Annotated in this window: 14 protein-coding genes; 6 read left to right on the top strand and 8 right to left on the bottom strand. The window is 59.1% G+C overall.

Annotated features, from left to right (window positions below):
• Positions 1–17: 17 nt before the first annotated feature.
• The 3 genes from BLX89_RS03680 to BLX89_RS03670 all read right to left on the bottom strand — a co-directional run bounded on the left by BLX89_RS03680 (position 18) and on the right by BLX89_RS03670 (position 5,171).
• On the bottom strand, positions 18–740 hold the full coding sequence (locus tag BLX89_RS03680; protein WP_075289314.1) for a response regulator transcription factor: 723 nt from the start codon (positions 738–740) through the stop codon (positions 18–20).
• Positions 741–864: 124 nt separating this feature from the next.
• The gene (locus BLX89_RS03675; protein WP_075289313.1) at positions 865–3,936 is read right to left on the bottom strand and encodes an efflux RND transporter permease subunit; all 3,072 of its coding nucleotides are present in this window, start codon (positions 3,934–3,936) and stop codon (positions 865–867) included.
• Positions 3,936–5,171, bottom strand: a complete 1,236-nt coding sequence (locus BLX89_RS03670; protein ID WP_210187152.1) for an efflux RND transporter periplasmic adaptor subunit — start codon at positions 5,169–5,171, stop codon at positions 3,936–3,938. The genes BLX89_RS03675 and BLX89_RS03670 overlap by 1 nt, the downstream gene beginning before the upstream one ends.
• 259 nt (positions 5,172–5,430) lie before the next feature.
• Between BLX89_RS03670 and BLX89_RS03665 the strand changes: the two genes are divergently transcribed.
• Positions 5,431–8,088, top strand: a complete 2,658-nt coding sequence (locus tag BLX89_RS03665) for a glycosyltransferase family 39 protein (RefSeq protein ID WP_158025934.1) — start codon at positions 5,431–5,433, stop codon at positions 8,086–8,088.
• A 294-nt stretch (positions 8,089–8,382) separates the two neighbouring features.
• Here BLX89_RS03665 and BLX89_RS03655 read toward each other — a convergent pair whose 3' ends face one another.
• On the bottom strand, positions 8,383–9,264 hold the full coding sequence (locus BLX89_RS03655; protein WP_075289310.1) for a LysR family transcriptional regulator: 882 nt from the start codon (positions 9,262–9,264) through the stop codon (positions 8,383–8,385).
• A gap of 126 nt (positions 9,265–9,390) precedes the next feature.
• Between BLX89_RS03655 and BLX89_RS03650 the strand changes: the two genes are divergently transcribed.
• The 5 genes from BLX89_RS03650 to BLX89_RS03630 all read left to right on the top strand — a co-directional run bounded on the left by BLX89_RS03650 (position 9,391) and on the right by BLX89_RS03630 (position 16,089).
• Positions 9,391–10,995, top strand: coding sequence for a GMC family oxidoreductase (locus BLX89_RS03650; RefSeq protein WP_075289309.1), 1,605 nt, complete (start codon positions 9,391–9,393; stop codon positions 10,993–10,995).
• An 18-nt stretch (positions 10,996–11,013) separates the two neighbouring features.
• Entirely contained in the window at positions 11,014–12,222 is a 1,209-nt protein-coding gene (locus BLX89_RS03645) for a mandelate racemase/muconate lactonizing enzyme family protein (RefSeq protein ID WP_075289308.1), read from the top strand.
• 27 nt (positions 12,223–12,249) lie between these two features.
• On the top strand, positions 12,250–13,680 hold the full coding sequence (locus BLX89_RS03640; RefSeq protein ID WP_075289307.1) for an aldehyde dehydrogenase family protein: 1,431 nt from the start codon (positions 12,250–12,252) through the stop codon (positions 13,678–13,680).
• 94 nt (positions 13,681–13,774) lie between these two features.
• A complete protein-coding gene (locus tag BLX89_RS03635) occupies positions 13,775–15,094 on the top strand; it encodes an MFS transporter (protein ID WP_075289306.1) in 1,320 nt (439 codons plus the stop codon).
• 95 nt (positions 15,095–15,189) lie between these two features.
• On the top strand, positions 15,190–16,089 hold the full coding sequence (locus BLX89_RS03630; protein ID WP_075289305.1) for an NAD(P)-dependent oxidoreductase: 900 nt from the start codon (positions 15,190–15,192) through the stop codon (positions 16,087–16,089).
• Positions 16,090–16,541: 452 nt separating this feature from the next.
• Here the strand turns inward: BLX89_RS03630 and BLX89_RS03625 are convergent, their stop codons facing one another.
• The 4 genes from BLX89_RS03625 to BLX89_RS03610 all read right to left on the bottom strand — a co-directional run bounded on the left by BLX89_RS03625 (position 16,542) and on the right by BLX89_RS03610 (position 20,635).
• Positions 16,542–17,897 carry an FAD/NAD(P)-binding protein gene (locus tag BLX89_RS03625; protein WP_075289304.1) on the bottom strand — a complete coding sequence of 452 codons (1,356 nt, stop codon included), beginning with the start codon at positions 17,895–17,897 and terminating at the stop codon, positions 16,542–16,544.
• A 178-nt stretch (positions 17,898–18,075) separates the two neighbouring features.
• The gene (locus BLX89_RS03620) at positions 18,076–18,831 is read right to left on the bottom strand and encodes an ABC transporter ATP-binding protein (protein WP_075289303.1); all 756 of its coding nucleotides are present in this window, start codon (positions 18,829–18,831) and stop codon (positions 18,076–18,078) included.
• Between the two features lies 1 nt (position 18,832).
• The gene (locus BLX89_RS03615; protein WP_083637316.1) at positions 18,833–19,666 is read right to left on the bottom strand and encodes an ABC transporter permease; all 834 of its coding nucleotides are present in this window, start codon (positions 19,664–19,666) and stop codon (positions 18,833–18,835) included.
• A 9-nt stretch (positions 19,667–19,675) separates the two neighbouring features.
• A complete protein-coding gene (locus BLX89_RS03610) occupies positions 19,676–20,635 on the bottom strand; it encodes an aliphatic sulfonate ABC transporter substrate-binding protein (RefSeq protein WP_075289302.1) in 960 nt (319 codons plus the stop codon).
• Between the last annotated feature and the right edge of the window lie 4 nt (positions 20,636–20,639).

Genomic DNA, 20,639 nt, shown 5'->3' with positions numbered 1-20,639 from the left:
TTTCATTTGGGGGGCCTTTAGGCTTCGTCGACCCTGGCGGTGAACGTGTAGCCGCCGAGGCGCACGGTCTGCAGCAGCGTTGGCTCCTTGGGATCACGCTCGATCTTCTGCCGCAGCCGGCTGATATGGACATCGACGCTGCGCTCGATCGGCCCCGCCAGGCCGGAATGGGTCAGCGAAAGGAGCTCTTCCCGCGTGATCACCCGGCCCGGATTGCGGCAAAAGGCGAGCAGCAGGTCGAATTCCGTCGTGGTCAGGGCAATGCGCGCGTTGCTTGGATCATGAAGCTGGCGACGAAGCGGGTCGATCTGCCAGCCGTCGAAGCGCAGCTTGCGCTGGCTGTTGGTTTCCACCAGACCGTAAGATGCCCGCCGGAGCAGGCTTCGGACACGGGCAACCACTTCCCTGGGACTGAACGGCTTGGTGACGTAATCGTCGGCACCGACCTCCAGGCCGACGATCCGGTCGACTTCCTCGCCAAGCGCCGTCAGCAGGATGATCGGAATGGTCTTCCCCGACCTGATCTTGCGGCAGAGGCTGATCCCGTCCTCGCCAGGAAGCATCACATCGAGAATGATCAGGTCATAGGTATTTTTGCGCAGCAGGGCCTGCATGACATACCCGTCCTCGACGACGGTCGGGATCATGCCATTTTCCTGCATGGTCAGGGCCAGCAGCCTGCCGATTTCGGGATCGTCTTCAACGATCAATATCTGCGCGCCGCCCGAACCTAATTGCATCTTGGTTTGTCCCCCGATTTCACCAGAATGCGCCCGGGCAGCGCCGTTAATATTTCAATGTGTTAAGTTTTGTTGCGAAGGCAAGCCGTTTTCCATGGTCGGAGACAACGGAGGATGGGTGTCGTCACGCAACCTCCCGCTCCCGCACATCGAAAAATGTCCGCGTCACCCGCCGAATTCTATCGCCGAAGCCGGAGACGATCAGGTGAAGCGCCGGGATCACCAGCAGCGACAGAACGGTGGAGACCAGCAGTCCGCCGATCACCGTGATGGCCATCGGTGAGCGAAACTCTCCACCGTCGCCGACACCGATGGCTGACGGCAGCATTCCGCCAACCATTGCCAGGGTCGTCATCACGATGGGCCGCGCCCGCTCCAGGCAGGCCCTGCGGATCGCCTCGACCCTGCTCAGGCCCTCTCGTTCCCGCTCGATAGCGAAATCAATCAGCATGATCGCATTCTTCGTGACGATACCCATCAGCATCAGAATCCCGATGACGACCGGAAGGGAAACGGCGCCGCCACTGATAAACAGCGCGGCGGCAACGCCGGCAATCGCAAGTGGCAGCGACGCCAGGATGGTGAAGGGTGCTAGGACGTTACCGAACAAGAGGATGAGGACACACAAGACCAGCATGATCCCTGCGACCATCGCCACGATGAAGCTTTCGAACACATCGCCCTCACTGTCGGAATCACCCGTCGCCTGAAGGGTCACACCACTGGCGAGGTTTTTTACAGGCGCAAGCGTATCGAGGCGCTCCAGCCCCTGCCCCGGGGTGAGCCCGTTCGCCATATCCGCGCCGATCTCGATGCGACGCTGGCGATCAAACCGATCGATGAACGATATCGTCTCGCCAAACGAAAACGTCGCGACAGCCGAGAGCGGCACGCTGGCGCCGGTGTCGGATGCAACGGACAAATTTTGCAGAATAGCGAGATCGTCGCGCTGGCTTCGGTCTAGAAGCAGACGGATCGGGATCTGCCGGCTCCCCTCGATCAGCTTCGGCAGTCGGTCATCGACGTCGCCAACCGTCGACACGCGAATGGCTTCCGCGACCGCTGCCGGAGAAACGCCGAAGCTGGCGGCCTTGTCGGCCATCACATCCATCGTCAGTTGCGGGCTCGTCAGGGCGCCATCGGCGGTCGGATCGATGAAGTCAGAATCGGCGGACAGAGCTTCGACAATCGCATTCGCGGCCGCCTCGACGGCTGCACCATCCGAACCGAGAACCGCGAAGGAGAGATCACGCGCGCCGCGGCTGTTGAGAAAACGCATCTTGGCGTCAGGCAGCGATGCCAGTCGCACATCCAGATCCGACTCCATTTCCGACAGCGATCGCTTGCGTTCGGACTTGTGCGTCAGATCGACCAGCATGACGGCATAGCGCACATCGGACTGGCCGCCCATGCTCGACCCGGCGCGGGCAAACACACCCTCGACGTCTTCATCCTGTCCGAGACGCTTCGCAATCTCGTCGGTGACGGCGCGGGTATCGTCGAGGGTCGATCCCGGGGGCAATTCAACGGTCAGCGTCAGGCGTCCGTTGTCCTCATCCGGCAGAAAGCCGGTGGGCGACGAAGCGATGATCATCACCGCCGCGACGAAGACACCAATGGAAATCCCTGCTGTCGTCCAGCGCCAGCGGAGGCTGACCTGCAGAAGGCGCTCATAGGCCGATGCAACACGCCCCAGCTTTTCCGACGAAGCTGCATGACCCTTCATCAAATAGGCGGCCATGATCGGCGTGATCAGCCGGGCGACGACGAGCGAGAAGAATACCGCAATCGCAACCGTCAGGCCAAACTCACGGAAATAGAGACCGACGACACCCGTCATCGTGCCGACGGGCACAAAAACGGCGATGATTGTTGCCGATATGGCGATCACCGCCAGGCCGATCTCATCAGAGGCATCAAGGGCGGCACGGTAGGCTGACTTGCCCATATTGCGATGACGCACGACGTTTTCGATCTCGACGATCGCATCATCGACAAGGATGCCGGTGACCAAGGTGATCGCCAGAAGGCTCAATATGTTCAGCGAAAAGCCGAGATGGGCGATGACGAAGAAGGTCGGGATAACGGACAAGGGCAGTGCAACGGCAGCGACAAGCGTCGCGCGCCAGTCCCGCAGGAAGATGAAGACAATGACGACCGCGAGCGCGGCGCCCTCGATCAGCGTCTGCATCGCCGAGCGGTAATTTCCGATCGTGTAAGCGACATTGTCTTCTACCAGCCGAAAGCCCACGCCTGTGTGTTTTGCCTCGAGGTCTTCGATCGCCTGGGCAACGCCAGCAGCAACGCTGACATCGCTTGCTCCCTGTGTGCGATAGACCGAGAAACCGACGACATCGGCGCCATCGAAGGTGGCGAAGGATCGCGGCTCGGCGACAGTGTCACGGACATGGCCAAGGTCGCCCAGACGGACACTTCGATTGTCTGGCAAGGGGATGTGCAAATCGGCCAGATCCGCGGCCGAGCGGGCAGCGGCCATGGTGGAAACGCCCTGTTCCCGCTCACTGAGCTGCGTCCTGCCGCCCGACCGCTCGACCTGGGTTCGGAACAGGGCCTGTGTTGCCGCCGCCGCTGTCAAAGAAAGGGACTGCATCTGCGCGGCATCAAGCTCGACCTGGATTTCGCGATCGACGCCGCCGATTCTATCGACACGACCGACGCCGGCCACGCCCTGGAGATCACGCGCAACGACATCCTCGATAAACCAGGAAAGCTCCGCCCAACTCATGCCCTTGCCCGTCACGGCATAGCTGACCACGGACTGCGCCTCTTCCTCGACACGCTCGATCACCGGTTCGTCGATATCGGCCGGAAGATCGGACCGGATTTTCGCGACCACATCCCGCACATCGGCGATCGCCCTGTCCGGCGACACGACGCCCAGTTCGAATTCCACGGTCGTCACCGAAACGCCCTGTACGACGCTGGACGTCAGTTCATCAATGCCGGGCAGGCTCGCAATCGCATCCTCGACCGGGCGCGTGACCTCCGTCTCCAGTTCCGTCGGGGTGGTGCCGGATTGCTCGACGGTAACCTTGACTGTCGGGGTGATGATGGTCGGGAAATAGGTGACCGGGAGACGGCTGAAGCTGTAGAGACCGACGACCGTCAGGATCACGAAAAGAAGGATCGACGGCAGCGGATTGCGGATCGCCCAGGCGGAAATATTGGCTTTCATCACCGTACCGCTTCCGCCGGATCCTGTAGAACCACGGTCGCGGAAACATCCTGCGGAAGGTCACCCGAGATATCGGCAACCAGCGGCTGGACGTGTTCGCGCCCCTTGAAAAAACCGCCTGCCTTGAGCACGACCAGTTCCCCCGCGCTCAACCCGTCGCGGATTTCGATCCGATCGTCCTGGCGTGGGCCCGTCGATACCGTGCGCATGGCGACTGTGTCGTCCTTCACCACATAGACGACAGGCCCCGTCCCGGTGTTCCGGACCGCTGAAACCGGAACGAGAACGCTGTTCCTCGCCGATGTCTCGATCGCGGCCCTGATGAACATGCCCGGCGCCAGATCTGCCGTATCCGCGAGCTGGATGCGGACCAACGCGCTTCCCGTCGCGGTATCGAGCCTTGCCGCCTTCAATCGGATCGTGCCCCCGATGGTCCGGCTCTCGCCCGGGATCGTAATCCTCGCCACCATTCCTTCCCGAAGACCAACGAAATTATTTTGCGTCACCTCGGCAAGCATTTCGATCGTATCGTTCTCTCCCAGAACGAAAAAAGGCGGTGAAGCTTCCGATGTCGTCGAACCGATCCGCGCATCGCGGCTGAGAATCCTGCCGGCGCGCGGCGCACGCACGGTGCTCCGTTCGATCGCAAGCTCGATTTCTTGCCGCTCGCGCTCGATCAGTTTCTCGTCAGCTTGTCCAAGTGCCAGTGCCTGGCGCGCAAGCTCCAGTTCGGCGACCGCGCGTGCATAGGCATTCTCATGGTCATCGAGAACCTGTTCGGCGAGCGCCTGCTTGGCGTGCAGAGCACGGCTTCGCTGGACCCGTTTCAAGGCCTCGCGCTCGACCACGCGGGCGACTTCGACTTTCCGATCCTCCACAAGGACGGCCGCCTGCGCACGAATACTGCTGACCGCATTCTTGTCGAGCAGGATACGCGCCTCCGCTGTATCGAGGATCGCCAGCGCCTGCCCCTTCGCGACGACATCACCGGCGTCGACAAGAACATCGGTGACTTGCCTGCCGAAGACCAGCGGATGCACGGCGATCTCTTCTCGCGCCGCCAACCGGCCGACCACCGGGATGCTTTCGCTGATTTCGCTGCGCTCCGCACGCACCACCGTGACTGGCATGGCATCCTGCGCGCGGACCATCGAAGGCGAAATTATCGCAACACTGGCGGCGAGAAACGCCCTGCCGCACCATTGCGAAAGATGCTCAATCCGAACCCGTACCATCGTCGATCCTTCCATTCTGGGTGCTGTCCCTGTGTGGCGCACTCTTCATGATGGCAGCATAGGGAGGATCGGCAGGCGCGCCGTTTCATCGTTTTAAGAAATGTTGCGAGGCTGGCCCGCCCCGATATTCGGCAGGCCCGGCGACCGTCGGCAGCCGCAATTTCGCCAGACGTCAAAATATTTCGCAACAAAACGTAGCGATGGAGACGCTCGCGATTGCCTAGTTCTGGAGGCCCTTGAACCAAGTCAGGCGCTCCCGATGCTTCAGCTCGTATCCGTCCCACCTCCAGACGAAGCCACTTCATTCCATTCTACGCCATCCGCAGTCCGTCGCGTCTCGGTCATCGTGCCGACGCTGAACGAACTTGAAAATATCGACCATGTCCTGCTGGCGATCACCGCCCAAGAACGCCATGATCTTGCCTTCGAGATTCTTGTCGCTGATGGCGGCTCGACGGACGGCACGCAAGATCGTGTTCGCCAATGGGAGGCGAGCGCGAATGTCAGTCTCATCCAGAGCGATGGTAAAAGAGGCCTGGCCGGTGATGTGCTCGATGCGGCCTTGCTCGCCACGTCAGATGTGATCGTCGTCATGGATGCCGACCTCAGCCATCCGGCCGATCGCCTTCTCCCGCTGGTCGAACCCGTTCTCAACGACATGGCCGATATGGCGATCGGAAGCCGCTATGTTCCAGGTGGTGAAACACCGGGCTGGCCCATGCACCGCCGTCTACTCTCACGCCTCGGCGGCCTCCTGGCGCGGCCGTTGACCGATGTCCGCGACCCGATGTCTGGCTTTTTTGCAGTGAAGCGCGAGCGATTGCTGGCGATCGACCCGCAGGCGGCCGGCTTCAAGATCGGGCTGGAAATCATTGCGGCCGGCGGCGGGACTTTGAGAACCACGGAGGTCCCGATCGCCTTTATCGACCGCACGCTCGGCCATTCGAAGATCGGCTTGTCGCAATTGTTTGCCTATCTCCAGAGGCTCGTCGTGCTCGCCGGCGGCCGGGTCTCCGCGCGCACTGTCCTGCTCTTTGCGCTGACAGGACTGATCGGGATCGGCGTCGATTTCCTGATATTCCAGATCCTGAGGCAGATGGGGATGTCGATCGCCATCGCCCATATCATCAGCTTTGCTGCGGCGACGATATCCAACCTGCTCCTCGGATCACGGTGGCTGTCGAAGGTAAGGGAACGATCCGGACGGGAATGGCTGATCCTCTCCGCACGCTACTTCGCCATTTGCCTGCTCGCACTTTTCATCCGCGGCGGCATTCTGGCCGGTCTGACGAGCGTCGATCAAATACCTGTACCGCTCGCGATGCTCGCCGCCATCGGTGTTGCATCCGCCGTCAACTTCATCGGGTCCACTCTCTTTGTCTGGCAACCGCGCTCCCCGCAGCGGAGCGGAACGATCAGGTGGCGCATCACCGCGCTCGGCATCATCGCCTATGTCGTCATTCTGCGCCTGACCTTCATCGGCGTGGTCGACCTGATCCCGCAGGAAGCCTATTACTGGAATTATGCACAGCATCTGGATATCGGCTATCTCGACCATCCGCCCATGGTCGCCTGGCTCATCTGGAGCAGCACGGCGATCTTCGGAGACACCGAATTCGGCGTCAGGATCATGGCCAGCCTGTGCTGGGCCGTCGCAGCCCTTTTCACTTTCCGGCTGACACTCCGACTGTTCGATGCGACCACAGCCATCATCAGCCTCATGCTTCTGGCGACGATGCCCTTCTTCTTCTCGATCGGCTTTGTCATGACCCCGGACGCTCCGCTGACGGCGGCCTGGGCCGGCACCCTCTACTTTCTCCACGGCGCCATAATCGATGGCCGGGCTCGGAGCTGGTATGGCGCAGCCGCCTGTATCGGTATCGGCATGCTGTCGAAATATACCATTGCGCTTCTCGACCCTGCGGCGCTGGCCGTGATGATCGTCGATCCGGATGCCCGTCGATGGTTCACACGGCCGCATCCCTATCTCGCCGCCTGCCTTGCACTTCTGATCTTCTCACCCGTGATCTACTGGAACATCCAGAATGGACTTGCATCTTTCGCTTTCCAGAGCACGGATCGGCTTGCAGGCGAAATCACGTTCAATCTGCCTGTCCTCCTGATCAACGCATCAGGCCTTTTGACGCCGATCGGCCTGACGGCCGCGCTCGCAATCCTGGTGTATCGACTTCGGGAGATCGGTGACGCGGACGAAAGGCGTCGAAACGCCTGCTTTACGGTCGGCTTCCTGGCAGTGCCGTTCGGAATTTTCGTCATCGCCAGCTTTCTCGGCGATACAAAGCTCAACTGGACGGGGCCGGTCTGGCTGATGGCGATACCCTCCATGGCTGCAGCGATCGTGGCTCTGGCCGGGCAGCCGACCCGCTTCGCCCGTACAATACGCCATGTCACCATCGCAACCATCGCCATCTGCCTTCTGTTGTTCGGACTTGCGTTGAACCTGATGGCTTTCGGCCCGGTGCTTCAGGGAAACCTCAGCCTGCCGAAACAGCCCGTAGCCTGGAGTGAGTTCGGCCGTCAGGTCGCATCCATCCGCGATGCGGTCGAACGCGAGACGGGTAGAAAACCAATCCTCGTAGCAATGGACAAATACAATATGGCCAGCGAACTTGCTTTCTACGCCAGGGAGAATGAGCAAGCCGCCGGCTCGGTCGGACGCGGCGTCATCGGTCAACCCAGCCTCATGTACGGCCGTTGGTACAGGCCCGAGGATTTTCAAGGACGCGACGCGATCCTGCTGTCCTTCGATACCGACGCCCTGAATGCTCCCGCTGTTGCACGGCATTTTGATGCGTTGGGTGATCTGCAGCAGAGGGTCGTGCTGAAGGACGGGCAGTGGATGGGACTTTTTCGGTACCGTATCGGTTACGGCCTGAAGGAAATTTCAGCGGAATGATATGCGATTCACACCGAAAGACTTCGAATAGACCCGAGTGACCTTGCCCCCAAGTTTTATCCAGTTTTGAGTTCGCTCCAGCGGTTTTGGGTTTCTGTATTTGGGTCGGTCGCGGCGGGTTGCGGTTGATGTCGACGAGAAATGTGATCTGGAAGCGATCGAACGCATCATCGCTGATGAGCCGAAATCATAAGGTACGCGGCCCCGGCCGCATTGTTGTCGCGGATGTGCGGATCTTGCGTTTGAGCGGACGGACAGGCATCCAAGGACGGCATATATCTGCCTCCCGAGCTTTCACGGTAAAGCCGTCATCAGCCAGTCGGATAAAATCTGAACCTCTTCACGAGGATTAGATTTGCCGTGGCGCACTAAGAAATGGGCCAATCTGATTGGAAGCCGATACTCAAAGGGCGCGATTAGAATTCCCTGCTCGAGGTAATGGTCCGCGAAGCGCTTAAGCACCATCACGGAACCGGCCCGAGCGATCGCCGATTGCAGTGCAATAAACGAGGAGTCCACCTTGAACCAGTCACCTGTTGTTTGAAGGTTCAATCCGTGCTGTTCGGACAATTGAACCCAGTCGGATTCAGACCCCATTATGCTTATAATCCTTCCCGCAGCCAATGCTTGAATGGTCAGCGGCTGCGGGAAGGATGCAGCATAGTCCGGGTGGCAAACCGGTATTGCGTATTCATGTCCGAGATGCTGCACGGCGCCATCGTCCCAGTCACCTGTACCATAACGAATATCGATATCGGCCGGATCGTCGTCAAACTTGTCCGCCCATACAAAGGACGTCAACTGGACCGAAATGTCGGGATGCAACGCATAGAATTCAGCAATACGCGGCGCAATGACAAGCCCTGCAAACGAGATGGAAGCGCGGACGCGCACTGTTCGCATCTTTGAATTTCGAAACAAGCTGTTCGTGGCCGACATCATGTCTGCAAACGATCGCCGGATGGGCTGGGCATATGCTTTGCCAGTGTCCGTCAGGGTCACACCCCGCGGAAGCCTCACGAACAATTCTGTGCCGAGCTTGCGCTCCAAAAGTCGTATTTGCTGGCTAACTGCTGCGGGGGTCATCCCCAACTCTTCTGCTGCTGCCGAAAAGCTGGCATGTCTAGCCGCCGCTTCGAAGCTGTGGAGCCATGTGACATGGGGCAGCCTACTCATACTATACCTACAATCAAAATTATGCCTATGCTTAAGAAAGCATTGTTTGCGTTGTAAGTACAGGCCTGCGATAGACCTCCCCATAACCGCGAATGTCGATACGTCAGTTGGGAGGCTGATCCGGCGATGAATGAGGTTCGATTTGATTACATAATCATAGGCGCTGGATCCGCGGGCTGCGTCTTGGCGAACAAGCTGAGTGAAAACCCTCGTCACAAGGTGTTGCTGATCGAGGCTGGAGGCAGCGACGCACGATTCTGGATCAAGGTCCCGTTGGGATATGCGAAGACCTTTGCCGATCGAGCCGTGAACTGGGGTTATACAACCGAACCCGACCCCGGCCTCAATGGGCGGAAGGCATATTGGCCACGTGGACGGGTGATCGGGGGGTCAAGCTCAATCAATGCGATGGCATATTTGAGGGGCTTGCCTCATGACTTTGACGATTGGGAGCGCGCAGGTGCGACTGGATGGAACTGGGACGTCGTCCGCAAATCCTATGAAGCGCTAGAATGCCAGGTCGAGGGTGCCATCGAAAAGGGAAGCGGGCCTCTGGTGGTGAGCGACGTCAGTGCGGGTATGCACCCTTTTGTGCTGAACTTCCTGGATGCCGCACGTGAAATGGGGTGGCCGGTCGCCCGCAACTTGAACGGTGAGGATGCCGAAGGGCTCATGCGCATGCGCAGCACCGTTCGCAACGGTCGACGCTGGTCGGCCGCGGACGCATTCCTTCGGCCTGCAATGAAGCGATCAAATCTGCGCGTCATCTCGCGGGCATTCGTCGACAGGCTCATCGTTGAAAATGAGCGCGCGGCCGGCGTCCAGTTCCGATCAGGCGGCGCCCAACATCTCGTGAGGGCGAACAAGGAAGTAATCTTGTCCGCGGGCGCCATTAATTCTCCCCAAATACTGCAACTGTCAGGCATTGGCCCGGTGGCACTGCTGGAGGCGCATGGCATTGAGGTCTTGAATGAACTGCCTGAAGTCGGCAAGGGCTTGCAAGATCATTTGGCGGTTTCACAATACTATCGCGCGAATGAGCCTACATTGAACAACACCTTGGGCACCGGCCTTGGCAGGATATTGGCCGGGCTCCGCTACATCCTGACGCGCAACGGACCGCTGAGTATACCTGTCAATCAGATTAGCGGATACGTCCGTTCATCGCCGGTATCGGAAGTTCCCGATGTGCAGGTGTACTGCAATCCGATGTCTTACATCACACACACTTCAGGCGCGGTGGCCGTGGATCCTGCTCCGGGGTTTCTCCTGTGCGTCCAACCCAGCCGTCCAACGAGCCGGGGTCAGGTGACAATTGCGTCGGCCAATCCCGCAGACCCGCCGCTGATCCAGCCAAATTCGCTAGCTACTTCTGAGGATTGCGAAACGGTGATCAACGCCAGCCGCCTTCTTAAGAAATTGGCGCAGACAAAAGCTATCCGCGCAGTGACCGAGGCGCCACTTCAGCCAGACATCGCCACCATGGACGATGCTGCGCTACTGGAGAACTTTCGTAGCCGCGCGGGCACAGTTTTCCATCCAAGTTGCACTTGCCGGATGGGTCATGATGCGAGCGATTCCGTTTTAGACGCACGCTTGCGTGTTCATGGGATGAAGGGGCTTCGCGTTGTCGATGCGTCGGCCTTTCCCAATGTCACGTCCGGCAACACCAACGGTCCAACCATCATGCTGGCCGCGCGAGCTGCCGAGCTGATTTTACAAGATGCGTGATCGCAAAGGGCCCAGTTCATGAAGCTTGATCGGATAGAGACTTTCGTTGTCGCCAACCCGCCGCCGCGACACGGCGGCCGGTATTTTATATTCGTCCGCCTGACCACCGCTTGCGGTATCAGCGGCGTGGGCGAAGTTTACAACGCCACCTTCGGTCCGGACCTTTGCGCGGCGATGGCCGTCGACATGTTCACCCGCCAGTTCGAAGGCAACGATCCACATCATATCGAACGGATGTGGCGCAGATGCTATGGCGCCGGCTTCACGATGCGCCCTGACGTGACCGTGATGGGCGTCCTGAGTGGCCTCGAAATGGCTTGCTGGGATATCATAGGCAAGGCGGCCGACCAGCCTGTCTACCAATTGCTTGGCGGCAAGGTTCACGAGCGGCTGCGCAGCTACACCTATCTTTATCCTCCGCATGGTGACGTTTATCCTGATCCGAGCCTTCCCAACGTCTATAACGATCCGGATATAGCCGCCGAAGTCGCCGCTTCCGCCGTTGAAGAGGGCTTCACGGCCGTGAAGTTCGATCCGGCCGGCCCTTATACGATCTATGACGGTCATCAGCCGCGCATGGAAGATTTGTGGCGGTCTGAAGCGTTCTGCAAACGTATCCGGCAAGCCGTGGGAAACGGGGCCGACCTTCTGTTCGGCACCCATGGTCAGTTCACCGTTTCCGGCGCCAAACGCCTGGCGCGGCGACTGGAAGCTTACGACCCGCTCTGGTTCGAGGAGCCCATCCCGCCGGAAAATCCCGCCGACATGGCCGAGGTGGCACGCTTCACTTCGATCCCTGTCGCAGCAGGAGAGCGATTAACGACGAAGCACGAATTTGCCCGTCTGCTTGAGGCGGGTGCGGCCTCGATCCTGCAAATGAATCTCGGCCGTGTCGGCGGCATGCTGGAAGCCAAAAAGATCGCCGGGATGGCGGAGACGCGAGCGGCGCAGATCGCTCCGCACCTCTACTGCGGGCCGGTTGTGGCGGCCGCCAACATCCAGATCGCGACATGCAGCCCGAATTTTCTGATCCTTGAATCGATCGGCCGCTTCGATGGTCCTTTCATGCGGTTTCTAAACGAGCCGATCGTTTGGGAAAACGGCTTCGTTATACCGCCCACGGCTCCGGGTCTCGGCGTAACCCTGAACGACCAGGCGATCGCCCAAAGCCCCTATATGGGGCCTGAACTGCACCTCAACCTGGTCACCGAACCGGTCGTGCCCTGACCTGCATCCAAACGGAATGAGAGACTTATGAAGAAGCTGGACAAATTCTATATTGGTGGCGCCTGGGTCGCGCCCGTATCAGGCACACCGCTTGCCATCACAAACCCCGCCAACTGCGAAGTTGTTGGTGAGGTAATTCTAGGCGACAGCCGGGATGTCGACGCGGCAGTGGCGGCGGCAAAGCTTGCGTTCGACACGTTTTCGAAGACAAGCAAAGAAGAACGGATTGCTCTGCTGGAGCGGCTGAAAGCGGTACTTTCCTCTCGGCTGGAGGAAATGGCACAGGCGATAAGCACGGAAATGGGCGCACCGATTAGCATGGCGCGAGAACAGCAGGCTTTTTGCGGCGTCGAACATATCGAGGCGTTTATCGCCGCGCTCCAAGGCCAGTCCGAGCGCGAGATATTGGCCAATGGCGACACACTGCTTCTTGAACCAATCGGGGTTTGCGGGCTGATTACTCCATGGAACTGGCCGATCAGCCAAATAGCGCTGAAAGTCGTGCCCGCCTTTGCCACGGGAGCGACATGCGTGCTCAAGCCGTCAGAATATGCGCCCCTGTCAGCGGCGCTGTTTGCCGAGATCGTGCACGAGGCAGGCTATCCGGCGGGCGTGTTCAATCTCGTCTTCGGCGATGGGCAGGAGGTGGGCAGTGCAATGTCGCGCCATCGTGATATCGCGATGATGTCATTCACGGGATCCACACGCGCCGGCATCTCAGTTTCAAAGGATGCCGCGGATACGGTCAAGCGAGTAACGCTGGAACTGGGCGGCAAATCCCCGAACTTGGTCTTTGCCGACGCCGATTTGGAAACGCGTGTTGCTGCATCTGTCGCCCATTGTTTTTATAATACTGGACAGTCGTGCAACGCACCCACTCGGATGCTGGTTGAAAGAAGCGTCTACGATCGCGTTCTCGAAATCGCAAAGAAGGTTGCAGAGACGCAAATGGTCGACGATCCCGCCAAGCCCGGCGATCATATTGGTCCCTTGTTCAGCCAAATTCAGTTCGACCGTGTGCAGACCATGATCAAGATGGGTATCGATGAAGGTGCGCGCCTTTTGGCGGGGGGGACTGGCAAGCCCGAAGGGCTGGAGAAGGGATGCTTTGTCAAACCAACAGTCTTTGCCGACGTGACCAACGAGATGCGGATTGCGCGCGAAGAAATCTTCGGTCCGGTTCTAGTGATCATTCCCTTCGATACCGAAGCTGAGGCTATCGCCATTGCAAATGACAGCGATTTTGGCCTAGCCGCTTATCTGCAAACCGGGGACCTAGCTCGGGCTGAGCGCGTTGCTGACGCCCTTCGCGCGGGCACCGTGGCGATAAATGGGCAGGCCACGAACTACGGCTCTCCCTTTGGCGGCTACAAACAATCGGGCAATGGCCGCGAGGGTGGGATCTTCGGGCTCGAGGACTACCAGGAACTGAAGGTTCGTAGCTCCATCCGCGTTTAAGCCTACACCCGCTCTGGCGGGTGACCTGGTCTTTCACCCCACCTCACTAACCGCACGGTTTCACAGCTTCACACTCTCGGGAGGAGTTAAGGCGATGGCTAGATTCAGTCCGGCCACAGGCATCAGCAATGCGCAACCGCACCAGTCTGGCCTCCAGCGCTACTTTCAATTTTTCATCCTGCTGCTTGCGGCGGGCTCGATCTATCCGCTGATTTATCTTCGCCAGAACTTCGAAACCACAATTCTCGAAACCTTCCACATCTCCAGCTCTGAACTTGGTACCTATTATTCGATGCTCGGGACGATGTTTCTGCTCACCTATCTGCCGAGCGGTTGGCTGGCGGACAGCGTCTCGCCGCGCCTGCTCTTGACCTTCTCGATGATCTTCACCGGGATTCTAGGTCTTTGGTATGCCAGCATTCCGGATAGATCGGCCTTGTATTGGATATTTCTTGGCTGGGGCATCTCATCCGGTCTGACCTTCTGGGCGGCGCTCCTGAAGGGCGTCAAGATGCTGGCTCGGCCCCATGAGCAGGGACGATTCTTTGGCGGCCTGGAAGGGATGCGTGGCCTTGTGGAAGCTATCCTGGCTACCGCCGCGGTTGCGCTGTTTAGCTACTACGTTGATGGTAAAGGCCTCGCTGCAGCGGAGACCCTGCCATCGGTCATCATACTTTATGTCTACAACAGCTTTGCAGTTGGGGTCTTGTGTTTCCTATTCCTACGTTTGAGAGATGACACCCCCGTCAAGACCGCTGCAAGCGAGAACAATCTACTGGCTGATCTCAGGTTCCTCCTCGCAGTGCCCGAGCTTTGGCTCATCGCCATTATCATTCTTTGTGGTTATCAGTTGTTTTGGGCGACCTATTCCTTCTCCGCTTTCCTGCAGGAAAAATACACGATGACGGCAAGCGCCGCCGCGTTTATCACCGTAGCGAAGTTGTGGATGCGTCCAATCGGTGGTCTGGGGGCTGGTTTTCTGGGCGACAAGATAGGCCGGGAAAATGTACTGGCGATTACGATGACATTGAGCATTCTCGGGCTGCTGGCGCTCATGTTTCTGCCATCGGCGGCCGGCAGTTCCGTCTTGCTGTTTGTCGTATTGCTGATCGGGGTGATGACCTACGCCACTCGAGACTTGTATTGGTCGATCCTGGAAAGTCGCCATATCCCCACCCGAGTGACAGGCCTCGCCATCGGCGTGATTTCCCTGATCGCATATACACCTGACATTTATCTCCCTAAATTGAATGGGTACCTTGCTGATCACCATACGGGACTCGCAGTTTATCAGATGTACTTTGGCTTCATCGCCGCGTCCGGTACCCTTGGCCTGGTTGCCATAGGTCTTCTGAAGTCACGGACGAAAACGAGAGTGGCGGCGCAAATACCGACCACGGCGGCCGCGGAATAGCATGGCTGCGGGCTGAGAAAAATCAGGCTCTGCTGCGTGGTGGTTTCTCCTCCGCTTCCAAATTCACCCTTTGGTTTAACAAGGATCAAACGCTAATGATCTACGGCTATATCGGGCTAGGAAATCTCGGAGGGCACCTCGTTGCCAGCCTCCTCAAGGCCGGCTTCAAGGTAGTTGTGCATGATCGTCACAAACATCTTTCAGATCGCCTCGTTGCAGATGGGGCCACTTGGGCAGATTCTCCGGAAGACATGGCGCGGCAGTGCGATGCAGTGATCACCTGCCTGCCCTCACCATCTGTTTCCGAGCTGGTTCTTACCCAGTTGCTTTCCGGCCTGAGACCCGGATCGACCTGGATTGAGATGTCGACGATCAGCCGTGATGAAATTCTCCGTCTCGCTGCCGTGGCGGCGAAGCATGGCGTGCGGACGATGGAACTACCGGTTACGGGTGGCGTGCATCTTGCCGCGCATGGAACGATCACAATGCTTGCCGGCGGCGACAAGGAGCTCTTTGATATCCATTTGCCGGCGCTCGAAGCCATGGGCAACAAGATTTTTCACATGGGTACGCTTGGCAATGCTGCGATCATCAAGGTGATCACCAACATGCTGGCCTTCATCCACCTCAAGGCATGCAGCGAAGCGCTAATGCTTGCCCGGCGCGGCGGCCTCGATCTCGGTCAAGCCTGGCACGCCATAAAGGCTTCCTCCGGCAACTCCTTCGTCCACGAGACGGAGGGCGCGCTCATCCTGAACGGATCGTACGATGTCGCCTTCAACATTGACTTGGCACTGAAGGATCTCGGATTTGCCATGGCGTTCGGCCGTGAATTCGGCGTCCCGCTCGACCTTGCGGGGGTCACCCAGCAAACCTACGTTGCCGCAAAGGCGGCTTACGGCGGCAACGCTGAATCGCCGATGATCGCCAAGCTTCTGGAAGACCTGCTCAAGACCGACCTGCGCGCACCGGGCTTTCCGGCTCGGCTGGAGTGATGAGCGCAGCATTGCAACGGGATCCGAGGATATGCTGGAGACGTTCAATGCGGATTTGTCTGAGTTTAAACCAGATGAGTGCGATGCGTTGGTTGCGGGGGCCTGATTGCACTGAGACTTGTAGCTATTCGCACTGGAGCTTGGCGAATGTAGCGTAGTTCCATTATGGAACTTCAAAATGCAAAATCAGCTCGATGAGGTCGCCTGTTATGCTGCAGGGCCTGCATCGGTGATTGCGGTACAACCGACATTCATCAAACCGAGATCATTGCACCTGTGAGATAGATGAAGTGAACCGCACCGGGGCTGCCGGAGGCTCCAACTTGTGAAAGAGTTTAGCCGATATTTCAGTCATAAACCCGTCCATCGGTTTTGCTATGCGTTGACCCTGCGATCATCTGGTGTAGGCGAGTTGTTTTGTTCGCAGGGAGAATGTCCATTTCACGAGTTGGCTAAACGGCCAAGTTGGCCGCTATCTGCTCTGCGACACTGCGGGCCTGAACGCGGATATCCGGGACGGCGGTAATTTCCCAGAACTGTCCGGCGGTCAGTGCACCCAGGGCGAAAAGGCCCGGCTGGACAACGCCGTTGCGATCCACGATCTGTGCGCTCTGGTCGACACAAATTCCCAGACCGAGTTCATCCGCCCTGATCGAGCCATCTTGCAGCATCTGGCGAAGCAGCGGCGAATGGCGGATGCCCGCGCGCTCCATCCCCGTGCAATTGACCACCCAATCAGCCTCGAGCTGCGCGAGACCGCTTTCGCCGCGCGGCCGGAAGGAGGCGACCAGCTTGCACTTCGCCGCCTCAATATCCTTGATGTAGCCCTTGTACACGCGGAGCGCTCCGCTTTTTCCTAAGGCGTCGAGGCGCGATGCGACCAACGGTGCAAGACGGTGACGGTGGATGTTCCACCAAGGCAAGGCATGGCGAAGAAAGCGGCTTTTCTGCGCGGGCGACAATTCCTGCCAGAGCCTTTGCGTCAAAGGGCGCAAGCCATCCATGACGCCACGCCAGTCCGCTCCAGCACGCACCTGCTGTCGCAGAGAAGCAAGAAGAGCGCTCATATCCCGCGAGGCGGGCAGTGTCGGTGCGATAGGCTCGACTTTTGAATCGGCGTGGGCGTGCGACAAGAGTCCACGGCGAGACAGGACGCGGATCGGGCCGCGGTGACCGTGCGCCCGCAGCGCAAGGACCTGGTCGACCATGGTCAGGCCTGACCCGAGGATACAGACGGTCTGAGAGGGTTTCACATGCGACAACCAACCCAATCGCCATGGATTGGTGACGATACGCTCGCGCATCGGCCCTTCAATATGAGTCACGTCAACCGATACATCCGCGTTCCCGATGCCGAGGCACAGGACAACGTTGGTTGCTTCGAGGAGCGAACCATTATCGAGTCGGAAGGCATTTTTTGCCGCACTGCACTGCTCGCATGCAACGGCCTTCGCCTTGATGAAATGCAGCACAGGCCGGTCGCGCTCGCGCAGAAGAGCCGCAAGCCTGTCGCGAAGGTAGCGACCGAAATCATCGCGGCTCGCAAAGCCATCAGGCGGCACGCCTTTTCCGCGCGTGCGCAGCCAATCGGCAAAATCATCGGGACGGTCCGCGAAAATACTCATACGCTGGGCCGGCACGTTCAGACGATGGATATGAAGTTCGGTTCGATAGGCTGTTCCACGGCCAAACCCCGGGTCATCGCCGACGACGGCGATCGATGACGAGGCCGGGAGCAGCCGTAACAGGTTGGCCGTTTCGGCAATCGCCGAAAATCCCGATCCAACGACGGCGACGTCATAAACCATATGCCCTCTCTGCCTTGGTTGAACATCTTAGATAGGGCATACCGGACAAAGGACAGTTGTCGGCAGGAGATTTATGAGAGGCACTTGTTCCACCCGTCGATCCCGCGGGAAATTGCGGGGTCAGCCGTGGGCACCGGCACAGATACCGTGACCGCCATGACCAGGTCGCGTTTCATTCTCATCCCCCGCTCGCGGCCTTCGTTCGCTGCAACGAGCGATGAAGAAGTTGAAGCAGATTCTTTCGAACCGCACCGAAGGCTTCGCTATGCCGATCGGGACGTTCGGGAAGATCGACGTCGATCACGTCGAGAATACGCCCCGGCGAAGGCTGCATGACAACGATCCGCCGCGCCAGGAACAGCGCTTCGTCGATATCGTGGGTCACGATGATCATTGTCGGCCTCGACGTATCCCAGATATTGAGCAGATGCTCCTGCAGGTCGGCACGGGTAAAAGCATCCAGCGCCGAAAAAGGTTCGTCCAGCAGAAGCACTTCAGGATTGGTCGCCAGCGCACGCGCTATTGCCACCCGTTGCGCCTGCCCGCCCGAAAGCTCTTTTGGCCAGCGATGGCCATATCCTGAAAGCGCGACGCGCTCGAGCCCGTCTGAGACGATCGCATCCCGCTTTTGGCGGTCCAGATCGGCAAGGCCGAACCCGATATTGTCGGCAACCGTCAGCCACGGCAGAAGCCGAGGTTCCTGAAAGATCAGGTTGACCAGCGGATGCGGCTTGTCGATCGTTTCGTCATCGATGACGACCGACCCTTGGGTCGGCGTTTCCAGCCCGCTCACCAGCCGTAGCAAGGTGCTCTTGCCGCATCCCGAACCGCCGATGACGGCAGTGATCTCGCCGCGTGGCAATGACAGTGAAAAGCGGTCGAGGGCGTGCTGCCCGTTCGGGTAAATCTTGGTGAGGTTCCTGATGTCCAGCATCTCAGGCCTCGCGCCGGAAATTGTCCTGCCAGCGCAGGAACGGCGTGGTAACGGCGACGAGCAAGCTATCGGTCAACTTCCCGACGATGGCAAAAACGAGAATCGCCGCCATCACCTGATCCGGCTTGCCCAGTTGCTGGCCATCGACGAGCAGATAGCCCAATCCTTCCGACGCTCCCATGAACTCTGCAGCGACGACGAACATCCAGCCGAGACCGAGGCCGGCGCGCAGGGAGATGATGAATGTCGGCAGGACTGCTGGCAGAAGAATGCGGCGCACCAGATCGAAGCCTGAAAGCCGGAAGATGCGCCCGACTTCAACGATCTTCCGGTCGACGGACAGAAGGGCACCAACGACGCCGAGATAGACAGGGAAGAACACCCCGACGGCAATCAGCACCACTTTCGACGTTTCGAAGATCCCAAACCAGAGAATGAAAAGCGGAACCCAGGCAATGGACGGGATTGCGCGCAGCGCCTGCAATGTGGGGTCGACCAGTCGGCGTATCGTTGCTAAGTAGCCGACGATGGCGCCGATCACCGTGGCGGCAAGGGCGCCGAACACGAAGCCCAGGGCAACGCGCACCGTCGTCGCCCAGATGTGGAGGGCAAGCTCGCCCGAGGCGGCAAGCCCGGACAGCGTCGCAAGAACGCGCGATGGCGGAGGAAGCAGGCGACTGTTGAACAGCCCGGCGTAAGCGGCGGCTTCCCAGATCAGAAGAAGCCCCAACGGAAAAACCATCGAAAGCGCGATCCCGGCCATGGGCCAGGATCGCTTCGCCTTGACAGGATGGCTTGGCAGCAGCGCAAGCCTCTCTTCCACCACCTCGGTCATGGTTTTCCCTTATTGCGTAACCGCAAAGCGCGTGTCGATCAGCTCCGAAACGGTCTTTTCGACATCGGCGTCGGCCGGCAAGACGCCTGCCTGCTGCAGCGCGAGACCAGCTGCAAGGATCGTTTCCTTCTGCTTGTCGCCGATTGCCGGCTGGCTGAGGTCCGTGCGTTCCAACTGCTTTTCGATCACCGGCTCCGGAAGCTTCGCCGCCTCGACCAGTGCCGCCTTCAAGGCCGCCGGGTCCTTGATCGCTTCGGCCCGCGCGGCCTCGTAGGTCTTGATCACGCGGTTGACGATATCGGGATGTTCGTTGGCGAAGGTCTCGGTGGTGTTCAGCACACCCCAGGTGTTGTTTTCGGGCTTGCGGTGAAAGAGCTTTGCACCGCCTTCGAGTTCAGCAGAGGCCATCAGGGGATCGAGGCCCGCCCAGGCATCAACGTCGCCGCGCAGCAGCGCAAGCTTGCCGTCGGCATGCTGCAACAAGACGAGGCTCACATCCTTGTCGGTCAGCCCGGCATCCGCCAAAGCGCGGGTGAGGAAGATATGCGGATCGGTGCCGCGGGTGACGGCGATCTTCTTGCCCTTCAGGTCTTCGACCTTGGTGATCCCGGTATCCGCCCGCGTCACGAGTGCGGTCCATTCAGGGCGCGAATAGACATAGATGGATTTGACCGGGTTGCCGTTGACGCGCGCGATCAACGCAGCCGCCCCGGCAGTCGAACCAAAATCGATGGATTCAGCATTCAGGAATTCAAGCGCCTTGTTGGAGCCGGCCGACTGCACCCAGGTGACCTTGATGCCGTCCTTCTCGAATTCCTTTTCGAGCAGACCTTCCTTTTTCAGAAGCACGCTGACCGGGTTATAGGTTGCCCAGTCGATGCGGATTTCGGAAAGCTCGGCGGCCTGAACGTTCAGACCGAAACCGATCGATGCGGCAAGCGCCACGACCAAACTGCGAACGGCTCTCATCTTT

It is taken from the genome of Pararhizobium arenae (assembly GCF_001931685.1).
GTDB lineage: Bacteria > Pseudomonadota > Alphaproteobacteria > Rhizobiales > Rhizobiaceae > Pararhizobium > Pararhizobium arenae.
This window is presented reverse-complemented; position numbering and strand designations above follow the sequence as displayed.